Raw genomic sequence first — 11,303 nt, 5'->3', positions numbered from 1 at the left:
TGGGAACCCAATTCTAAATTAATAGATAAATCGGGATTTTAATCCCAAAATTATGGTGCCTAAGAAGGGACTCGAACCCCCACGGTATTGCTACCGGCAGATCTTGAGTCTGCTGCGTATGCCAGTTTCGCCACTTAGGCAAAGGATTGGTTTTGCACCCATCATAAACAAGACGGAGCGATTCGCTAATATTATAGCAAAAATTCAGAGACTTGCAACAAATTATCCGACCAAACCCAAAGCAATTCCAACTAAGTGCGCTCATCTAATTGTTATCACAACAAAAAAACAAAATGAAAGTGGGCTTTCATTTTGTTTTTTCTTTTATACAGCTAAGTAAAAACTAGGAATTCATTTAATAGTTAACCACTCACTACTTGGGTTGACTCAATTTATACACCGCAGTGAAATAAACGGGTGAATCTGGTTCTAAATCACGTTGGTTACTAAAATCATAAGTAATATAAACTACATCTAATGTTTTAGAATAACTCACTGTAATTTGATCAACACTAGTTATACGATAGCCTTTAGAACGTAGAATAAAACTGTTTAGATTAGCGAAAACTTGTTCTTTAGTTAGTTGGCTTAAATCCAATTGGGTGGTTAGTTGTTCCTGGTTTAAAACCTGAAATAATGAAGTATTCGCCTGAGTTCGGGAGAAATTTCGGAAAGTATGCTGATAAACATTGGGCAAGCCAATTTGGTTCGAACGGGCTGGTGAACGGTTTTCAAAGGGAAGAGTAATAATAACGCTCAATTCACCCAAATTATTATTAGCTAATAACCGGGTATTTTGAGCGGTTAATTGAAAGTTAGGCATTTGTCCGGACAAATCAGCGCCCAAACTAACCAATTGATTAATGTCTTGATAACTAACTTCTGAAGCATTTTTACTCCGTTGGAGTTGTAATAAACGCTCATCATTAGCATTAGCAAAGCTAATACCGTTTTGTTGGTAGTGTTCGGGTGCGGTTCGTTTAAACCCCTGAATTGTTACATTAATCACTTCGTGGTTTTTGAATAAATCCAAAGTGGAATGGTTTTGTTTAGTCAAAGTGACACCTAAAGTTCCCCGCACATTATCGGGAAATAAATTAATTCCTAAGTTCGCTTCTAAATTGAAATCATTATGGGCGAAAAAGTAATTTCATAGATGACTAATGTTAACTTCTGATGGTAAGAAGCTACTTAATTTCTTCTGGTCAGCTCTATTTTTTAAATTATTAACATTAACTATCACCTGATCTTGATCAATTTGGGGTTGATCGAATTTATCGAATGTTAGATTTGGCTGTGTTCGAGCAATCTTATTATTAAACCCAGTATAAACTGTTGTAATTGTTTGGGCGGTTGTGCCAAACCCCAGTTTTTCATTAATTGCAGCCGGAACAGTAATGCTTATAGTTAACTGGTTATTTTGGGCATTAGCTGTAATTTGAGTATCAAGTTTAAATAACGGATAACCCTTCAGTTTTAACCGGTCAATTAATAGATCTAAAGTTTGTTCTTTCTTTTGAGCTAATGCAGTAGGATGAGAATTAGCTAGTAAAAATTGCACAATTGCTGGCAAACTATTAATATTGACTGATCTTACTTGGTGTAATTGCCCCCCGACTAAAGAAGAACCGCCAATTAAATCAATGCGATAATCAGTGTTATTACCATCAACCGGCAAGGCTTGATAAGTTTTATTAATTGCTAAATTTTGCACCGGACCATGAGGATCAATCACTGGGTGATATTTTTTTAATCGGGCGATAACTTGGAATTCGCCAGTCGCAAAATTCGGGTTATTAACTTCATAACTGAGTTGTTTTAAGACACTTAAATCAATGTGGTTATTTGTTAAGTTAAATAAGTTACGGCGTTTAATTGCTTCATCGTCAATGAAATCAATTCGACTCCGCGCTAATTGGTAATCCAGTTGTTCCAGTCTTAAACTGCTTGTGGTTTTTAAACCATTAAAAATTTTGGTCACTTGGGTCGAGTTCACATTAGTACTGGTCGCATTTTCAAACCACGGTACATAATTAATCGTTGCTTTCACTTCAATGGTGCCCGCACTATCATCAACATTTAAAACTTCATAATTCACAATTGACCCCGTCCCACTGGCCCGGAAATTTTGGGGTTGTAATTGGGAAGGTAATAAAAATTGGGCCCCTAAGTTTAAACTAAAATCAGGGCTGCGTAAAAATGAATGGGCTCCGTTTAAAGTTCCAATAATCCGACCTGTCCCTGGAGCAGCCGGGTCTTCATCAACTGCAACAGCCACCCCAGTATCCTTGTTGATCAACATGATTTTGCCAACTTGAACCGGAATGGCAAAAATTTTAAAGCCACTGGTGTTTTTAGAAATATCGGGATTATCAGATGTTGCTAAGTCCGCATAAGGAGTGTAGCGTTTAGTCGTAGCTGATAATTTATAAATAGTTGAACCAATGTTTCAGTCTTTTTTCACTGCATCCCAAGTTGCCATGTTAAAGAATAAATCACCCCGTAGATCCAAGTAACTACTGTAAATAATTCCGCTATCCCACGGAGCTAAAGCTGAACGTAATTTCGGTAATTCAATTGAACTTGTCTCATAGCCTATTTCTGAACCATTGGGACGAATAAAGAAAATTTTGTCCAAATACGGTAACCAAGTCTCATTGTTTACCGTATTGAAATAATAGTTGTTAGTAAAACCATAATTGTTGTTTAACACGAGTGGATCCCGACCAGGAATTCTTTTAAACCCATCCCTAATTTCTGGGGGAACCCAACGTAACGGACTAGTTCGTCACAATTTGTTACTTAAAGCAAAATTATTATCAGTCAAGTGAACATAAATATTATTAGTTACTTGGTTATGAGTAAAAAATAAAGCATGGGTTGGACTAATCGGAACTGTGGTAATCGGTGAAACATAAAAGAAATTTAACCCATCCACTGTATAGTTATATTCTCTGGGCCGGATGCCAAAAATTTGTCGATCCCGTCTGATTGTATTGGTCCCAGGAGAAAACACGGCAAAACCAGCTGCGCCGTTAGCAATCCCGCTCAAATCCAATAAACCATAAATCACAATCGAACCATCACCTAACTGGCTGATAATCGCAAACTGAAAACCTAACCCCGCATGTGTACCGTTTCAAGTTGAATCGCGCACATCGATCCGTGGGGTTGTTTCGGGTGTAGTAATTTCTAAAATCCCCGTTTTAGGATCAATTGGCACAACATATTGGAATTTTCAGTTTTCACTAACATTCTCATTAGAAGTGCGGGTTGCGGGAATTAGTAAATAGATTTTCTTGGTCAAACTAGAATAAGTTCAACCAATCACTGCTACGCCTTTGGGAAAACCAAAAATGGGATAAGCCGTTCCTTCAGGAGCGATGTAGTCCGCATCAACTAAACTTTGGAACACATTAGTGCTTCAAACCCGGTTCCCAAACCAGTCCAACTGGAAAATTGTGTTATTATCATCCATTAACACCGGACCAATATCAGAAATAATGGTTGACAACCGGGTCGTGGCGTTGAAATTAATTCGTTCATTAGCTGCAGTGTGTTTAATTGATTCATTTAAAACAAAAGTTTGGGGGGCATAATTAGTGTGCAAACTTGCTACCCCACTCGTAGCTACTAACGTAGATAAAGCAAATAAAAGTCAAAATTTAGAAAAGCGTTTCATTATTAAAAATACAAAAAGGAGAAATTACTAAAAGAAAAAATAACAAGAATACTAATCCGTGTTTAATCTAGGATTAAACACGGATGAAACAATTATGCAAAATCTTAATTCAACTGATACACCGCAGTGTAATAAAGGGGTAAATCAGGTTCTAAGCCCCGCTGGTGGCTAAAGTCATAAGTAATATAAACCACATCTAATGTGTTCGAATAGGTCACATTAATCTGGTTTGCACTTGTGAGTTGATAACCTTTAGACCGCAAGACAAAATGATCAAGGTTGGCAAAAATTTGCTCGGGAGTCAAGTGGTGCAAATCCAATTGGGTGGTTAGTTGTTCTTGGGTTAGTGTTTGGAACAATGAGGTGTTAGCTTGGGTGCGAGAGAAATTCCGAAAAGTATGTTGGTAAATGTTCGGTAAACTAATTTGATTGGTGCGGGTTTGCGCACGATTACTAAAGGGTAATCTAATAACCACACTTAACTCACCCAAATTATTGTTAGCAAATAATTGTGTGTTTTGTTCGGTTAAACTAAATCCCGGGCTTTGTTTTAATAAATCAGCTCCCAAATTAATTAGTTTACTAACATCTTGATAAGTAACTTCTGAAGCATTTTTCTGGCGTTGGAGTTGTAATAAAGCCTCACTGCTTGCGCCTACAAAACTAATTGTATTTTGGTAATACTGTTCTGGAGCAGCTTGTTTAAACCCGCTAATTTGAACATGAATTACTTCATGATTATTGAATAAAGCTAAAACAGAATGATTGCGTTTGGTTAATACCACATCCAATGTGCCCTGAACATTATCGGGTAATAAAGTCATTCCCAAATGTTCTTCAACATTGAAATCATTATGTTTAAACAAATAATTTCATAAGTGATTAATGCGAATCTCAGATGGTAATAAGTTGAGCAAACTGGTTCTTTCAGCAGCATTTTTTAAATCATTTAAATCTAATCGCACCACATCTTCATTTATGATTGGTTTATTAAAAGTCTCAAAATTAATGAAGGGTTGTTCCCGAATTCGGGGATCACTAAAACCAGTATAAGTTGTTTTAATCACTTGTTGCTGATTAGCAAAACCTAATTGCTGATTAATTGCAGCAGGAATTGTAATGGTGACAATTAACTGATCATCTTGAACATTAGTGACAAAATCAACATCAAGTTTAAATAATGGATAACCCTTTAATTTAGTGCGATCAATTAATAAATCTAGCAAATGATCTTTCCGTTGAATTAAAGTTGAGGGACGGGATCCAGTTAGTAAAAGTTGTAAAACTGGGGATAGAGTTGACACGTCCACACTACTTACTTGGTTTAAAGTTCCTCCCGTAATTGATGAACCATTGATTAAACCAATTTGGTATGTTGCTGAATCAGTCGTTACGGGTAAAGCCCTGTATGTTTCACTGACTTCTAAAGATTGTTCAGGACCATTAGTATCAATAATTGGTCTGTAATTAGTTAAACCAGCTTTAACATCAAATTCACCCGTATCATTATTGGTATTTTGAACCGCATAACTTAATTGGGATTGTAAACCAGGATCAATGTCATTGTTGGCTAAATTAAATAAGTTACGTTTTTTCACGGCTTCATCATCAATGAAATCAACCCGTGCATTCAATAATTGATAATCTAAAACATCAAATTTTAAATCTTTAGTAGTTTTTAACCCCGTGAAGGTACGGGTCACTTGGGTGGAAGTGACATTTGTGCTAGTTGCGGTTTCAAATCAGGGCACATAATTAATTGTTGCTTTAACTTCAATGCTACCTTCTGTGTCATTGACTTTTAAAACTTCATAATTCACAATTGACCCAGTCCCACTGGCTCGGAAATTTTGGGGTTGCAATTGGGATGGTAATAAAAATTGGGCGCCTAAGTTTAAACTAAAATCAGGACTACGTAAAAATGAATGGGTTCCGTTTAAAGTTCCGATAATCCGACCTGACCCAGGCGCAGCTGGGTCTTCATCGACCGCAACCGCAATCCCGGTTTCTTTGTTGATCAGCATGATTTTGCCCACTTGAACCGGAACCGCAAAGATTTTAAATCCACTCGTGTTTTTGAAAATATCAGGATTATCAGATGTTGCTAAATCAACATAAGGGGTGTAGCGTTTAGTGGTAGCTGATAATTTATAAATCGTGGAGCCAATTGTTCAGTCGCGTTTATTAGCATCCCAAGTTGCCATGTTAAAAAATAAATCACCCCGCAAATCCAAATAACTACTGTAAATAATGCCACTGTCTCAAGGCGCAATTCCCGATTTAAGTTTGGGTAATTCAATTGAATTAGCTTCATAACCAAGCGGAGAGCCATTCGGACGAATGAAGAAAACCTTATTAAGATAAGGTAATCAAGTTTCATCATTAACCGCGTTGTAATAATAATTATTTGTGATTCCGTAGTTATTATTAATGTTTAACGGATCATTTTTTCTTAATGGTCGAAATCCTGTACTAGTTGATGGGGGAGCCCAACGTAAAGGACTGGTTCGTCAAAGGTTGTTAGCAACCCCAAAATGATTATCAGTTAAATGCACATAAATATTATTGCTGACAGCATTGTGAGTGATGAATAAGGAATTAGTGCGACTGATCGGAACGGTGTTAATTGGTAGTACATAGAAGAAATCCAGATTATCAACTTTGAAGTGATAATCATTAATTCCAAAAATTCGTCCAGCTGGTCGTAAGGTATTAGTGCCTGGAGAAAAAACTAAATAACCCGAACCACCATTAGCAATCCCACTTAAGTCTAATAACCCATAAACAACAATCGAACCATCACCTAACTGGCTAATAATGCCGTATTGGAACCCTAATCCGCCCCCTTGACCGTTTCAAGTGGAACCACTTACATCAAACCGGGGTGTTTCTTCAGGGGCAACTAATTCCAATCTACCAGTTACTGGATCCAGTGGCACAATGTATTGGAATTTTCAGTTTCGATTTCCGGAATCATTCCCTTTGATCGTTGCGGGAACGTGTAAATAAATTTTATTGGTAATACTTGAATAAGTTCAACCAATCACTGCTGTGCCTTTGGGAAAACCAAAAATGGGTGCATTAGCCCCCTCTGGGGCAATATGACCCATATCCACTAGTTGTTGTTTAACATCAGTACTCCAAACCCGCTTGCCAAACCAGTCCAATTGAAAAATGGTATTGCCATCTAATAACACCGGACCAATGTTAGAAATAATTGTTGGCAAACGGGTGCTAGCATTGAAATTGATGATTTCAGCACTATCTTGTTGTAAATGTTTCTTTGTAACAGTTGCATCAGAAGTTCTTACTTTATTCACAAAAGTGGGTAATAATAAACTCGTAACAGAAACACTGCCAATTAGGAAATAAAACAAAAACTTGGATAATTTTTTAGACATAAAGTTCGTTCAACTCAAATTACTAGAAAATTCAAATTGAAAGAGTAATTCAAAATGAATTTAGTGCTTGTTTAACAATTGAATTTGCATTAATAATGCAAAATAATTGGATCGAATTTAAACCCAGTTAGGTTACAAATAATCAGGTTTTTTCAAATTTTTACTTATTCTTCTCATGGAAACAAGAAGGGACAAAAACAAATCAAAAAAGGCAATTGAAAATTAATAATTACAAAAAATTATTGATTCAATACGCTTAAAAATTTTCTTCAAGAAATAAAAATAAGTTTATTCCATAAAATAATTTTTTTTGCTTCATTGCGCCCAAAACCAAATTCAGAACCATAAATCTGTTTTTGGGTTAAAATTTTTAGAAATTTAATTCAGTTTTCTGATAAATCAAGTTAATGCTATGATCAAAACCGCTCATTATGAACTTTTTAAGTTGTAGTTACAGGAATATTCCCACAATATTGCAGGCTTGACCAACCTTAATCTTAGTAATGATTTTAAAGCTTTTTTAGGATTTTTGCAATGAAAGTTATATTAAAATGGTGGGAAAATAATACAATAATGGTATTATTTTGATATGAAAATGGTATTAAATTTTTTTTGAAATAAATCTCCAGAAAATTATATTCTACTTGGAGTTTAATGGCCAAGTTCACCAAAAAACTCTAACCAAATACTTGGTTAGAGCCTTTTGGTTTTTAAAACTGAAAAACAGAAATTTAATTCAGTTTGTACACCGCAGTGTAATAAAGGGGAACATCAGGTTCTAAATCACGTTGACCACTAAAATCATAAGTAATATAGACTACATCTAAAGTTTTAGAATATTGAACACTAATTTGATTAGCACTTGTTAATTTATACCCTTCAGACCGTAAAACAAAACTACTGCTGTTGGCAAAAATTTGTTCGGGTGTTAGTTGAGTTAAATCCAATTGGGTTGTTAACTGTTCTTGAGAAAGGGTTTGGAACAATGAAGTATTGGCCTGGGTTCGAGAAAAATTGCGAAAGGTGTATTGATAAATATTGGGTAGGCTAATTTGGTTAGTTGGAGTTTGTAAACGATTAGTAAATGGCAAAGTAATGACCACACTTAATTCACCCAAATTATTATTTGCAAACAATTTAGTATTTTGGTTAGTTAAGCTGAAATTCGGACTTTGTTTTAACAAATCAGTACCAAAAATAACCAATCGATTCACATCTTGGTAAGTAACTTCAGAAGCATTTTTTTGGCGTTGTAATTGCAATAAAGTTTCGCTGTTAGGGTTTACAAAACTAATCCCATGTTGTTGGTAATTTTGGGGTGTAGCTTGTCTGAAGCCTTCAATTTTGACATGAATTACTTCATAATTTTGGAACAAAGCTAAAGCAGAATGATTGCGTTTGGTTAAAACCACATCTAATGTTCCCTGAACATTATCGGGTAATAAAGTCATTCCCAAATTTTCTTCGACATTAAAATCATTATGCTTAAAAAAGTAATTTCACAAATGATTAATACGAATATCAGATGGTAACAAGTTCAGTAAACTTCTTCTTTCTGAGCTATTTTTTAAGTCGTTCAAGTTTAATTGAACCACATCCCCATCAATAATCGGGTTGTTAAAGGTTTCAAAATTGACAAATGGTTTTTCCCGAGCCCCAGTTGTACTAAAACCTGTGTAAGTAGTTTGAATGATTTGTTGTTGTTCGCCCAAACCTAATTGTTGATTAATTGCTGCTGGAATAATGATTTTAGCAGTCAACTGATTATTTTGTGGGTTAGTTGTAAAATCGATATCTAATTTAAACAAAGGATAGGCTTTAAATTTATTGTGATCAATTAATAAATCTAAAAGATGATCTTTTTGTTGAATCAAACTTGAAGGACGAGAACCACTTAATAAAAATTGAAGAACTGGTGGTAAATTAGTTAAAGCCACACTAGCTACTTGATTTAAGTGTCCACCAGTAATTGATGAACCACTTACTAAACCAATTTGGTATTCAGATGTAACAGTCGTTGCAGCTAAAGCTTGATAAGTTTGACTAACTTCGAATGATTGTTCAGGACCATTAGCATCAATTACTGGAGTGTAATTAGCTAAACTTGCTTTAACTTGGAATTCTCCAGTATCCCGATTAACATTTTGAACACTATAACTTAGTTTAGTTTGAAGGCTTGAATCAATATCGTTATTGGCTAAATTAAATAAATTACGTTTTTTCAAAGCTTCATCATCAATAAAATCAACCCGAGTGTTGCTTAGTTGATAATCAAGAACATCAAATTTTAAAGCTTGAGTAGTTTTTAAACCCGTAAAAGTACGGGTTACTTGGGTGGAAGTGACATTTGTGCTAGTTGCTGTTTCAAATCAAGGCACATAATTAATTGTTGCTTTAACTTCAATTGTGCCCTTTGTATCATCGGCATTTACAACTTCATAATTAATGATGGATCCAGTGCCACTAGCCCGAAAATTTTGGGGTTGTAATTGGGATGGTAGTAAAAATTGGGCGCCTAAGTTTAAACTAAAATCAGGACTACGTAAGAATGAATGGGCCCCATTTAAAGTACCAATAATTCGGCCTGATCCAGGTGCAGCAGGGTCTTCATCAACTGCAACCGCAATCCCAGTTTCCTTGTTAATTAACATGATTTTCCCCACTTGTACCGGAACTGCAAAAATTTTAAATCCGCTGGTGTTTCGGGAAATATCAGGATTATCTGATGTAGCTAAATCAACATAAGGAGTATAGCGTTTAGTAGTTGCAGATAATTTATAGATGGTTGAACCAATTGTTCAATCATTTTTATTCCCATCCCAAGTTGCCATGTTGAAAAACAGATCGCCCCGTAAATCTAAATAGCTACTGTAAATAACTCCGCTATCTCAGGGCACAATTCCTGATCTAAGTTTAGGTAACTCAATTGAACTAGCCTCATAACCCAAAGCAGAACCGTTAGGACGAATAAAAAAGATTTTATCTAAATAAGGCAATCAAGTTTCGTTATTAACCGTATTGTAATAATAGTTGTTAGTAATGCCATAATTATTATTAATGTTTAATGGGTTATTTTTAGGTATTGGTCTAAATCCTGTATTGGCTGCTGGAGGATTTCAAAGTAAAGGGCTGTCTTTTCAAAGTTTATTGGCCACGCCAAAATTATTATCAGTTAAATGCACATAAATATTATTTGTTCTTGCATTATGAGTGATAAATAAGGAGTTAGTACGACTAATGGGGACAGTATTAATTGGTAGGACATTAAAGAAATTTAAGCCTTCTATTCTGTGGTAATAATCAGTGGGACTAATTCCAAAAATTTGACCACCTTGACGTAAGGTATTTGTTCCAGGTGAGAAGACTAAATAACCAGCTCCGCCATTAGAAATACCGCTTAAATCTAATAATCCATAAATTACAATCGAGCCATCGCCTAACTGACTAATAATGCCATATTGGAATCCTAAACTTCCACCTCTACCATTTCAAGTTGAACTACTCACATTAATGCGGGGTGTTTTTTCAGGGGCCTCTAGTTCTAATCTACCAGTTACCGGATCTAAGGGAACAATGTATTGGTATTTTCAATTATTATCACCTTGGTCATTCCCCTTGATCGTAGCAGGAATATGTAAATAAATTTTGCTGGTAATACTTGAATAAGTTCAGCCAATGACTGCAGCCCCTTGGGGAAAGCCTAAAATGGCCGCATTGGTTCCAGTTGGAGCAATATGACCTTTATCGATTAATTGTTGTTTAACATTAGTGCTTCAAACGCGTTTTCCAAATCAATCTAATTGAAAAATAGTATTATTAGCATCCATTAACACCGGACCAACATTAGAGATGATCGTTGGTAAACGGGTGCTAGCGTTAAAATTAATGACTTCAGCACTATCTTGTTGCAATTGTTTTTTAGAAATAGTAGCATCAAAAGTTTTAATTTCATTAATGAAAGTTGGTAGTAGCAAACTGCTAACAGAAATACTTCCAATTAAAAAATAAAACCAAAATTTGGACAATTTTTTGGACATAAAGTTCATTTAACTCAAATTACTGGAAAATTCAAATTGAATCAATAATTCAATTTGAATTTAGTGCTTGTTTATCAATTGAATTGTTATTTACTTGTTTGAATTAATCAAGTAATCAAAAACAATTGGATCAAATGTAAACCTAATTCATTTTTAGATAATTAGGTTTTACAAAAAATTAGC

At 35.1% G+C, this 11,303-nt stretch carries 3 protein-coding genes and 1 tRNA gene; all 4 read right to left on the bottom strand.

Annotated elements, in window-relative coordinates; all coding sequences use genetic code 4:
- Positions 1–53: 53 nt before the first annotated feature.
- Positions 54–140: transfer RNA gene (locus tag NPA10_RS01230), tRNA-Leu, on the bottom strand.
- A gap of 233 nt (positions 141–373) precedes the next feature.
- Complete coding sequence (locus NPA10_RS01225) at positions 374–3,682, bottom strand: lipoprotein 17-related variable surface protein (RefSeq protein ID WP_256547726.1); 3,309 nt, start codon at positions 3,680–3,682, stop codon at positions 374–376.
- A gap of 104 nt (positions 3,683–3,786) precedes the next feature.
- A complete protein-coding gene (locus tag NPA10_RS01220) occupies positions 3,787–7,083 on the bottom strand; it encodes a lipoprotein 17-related variable surface protein (RefSeq protein ID WP_256547725.1) in 3,297 nt (1,098 codons plus the stop codon).
- 731 nt (positions 7,084–7,814) lie between these two features.
- Positions 7,815–11,120, bottom strand: a complete 3,306-nt coding sequence (locus NPA10_RS01215) for a lipoprotein 17-related variable surface protein (protein ID WP_256547724.1) — start codon at positions 11,118–11,120, stop codon at positions 7,815–7,817.
- Positions 11,121–11,303 lie beyond the last annotated feature (183 nt).

The organism is Mycoplasmoides fastidiosum, assembly GCF_024498275.1.
In the GTDB taxonomy this organism is placed as follows: domain Bacteria; phylum Bacillota_I; class Bacilli_A; order Mycoplasmatales; family Mycoplasmoidaceae; genus Mycoplasma_N; species Mycoplasma_N fastidiosum.
The sequence above is the reverse complement of the archived record's forward strand: the minus strand, read 5'-3'. Positions and strand labels throughout refer to the sequence as shown.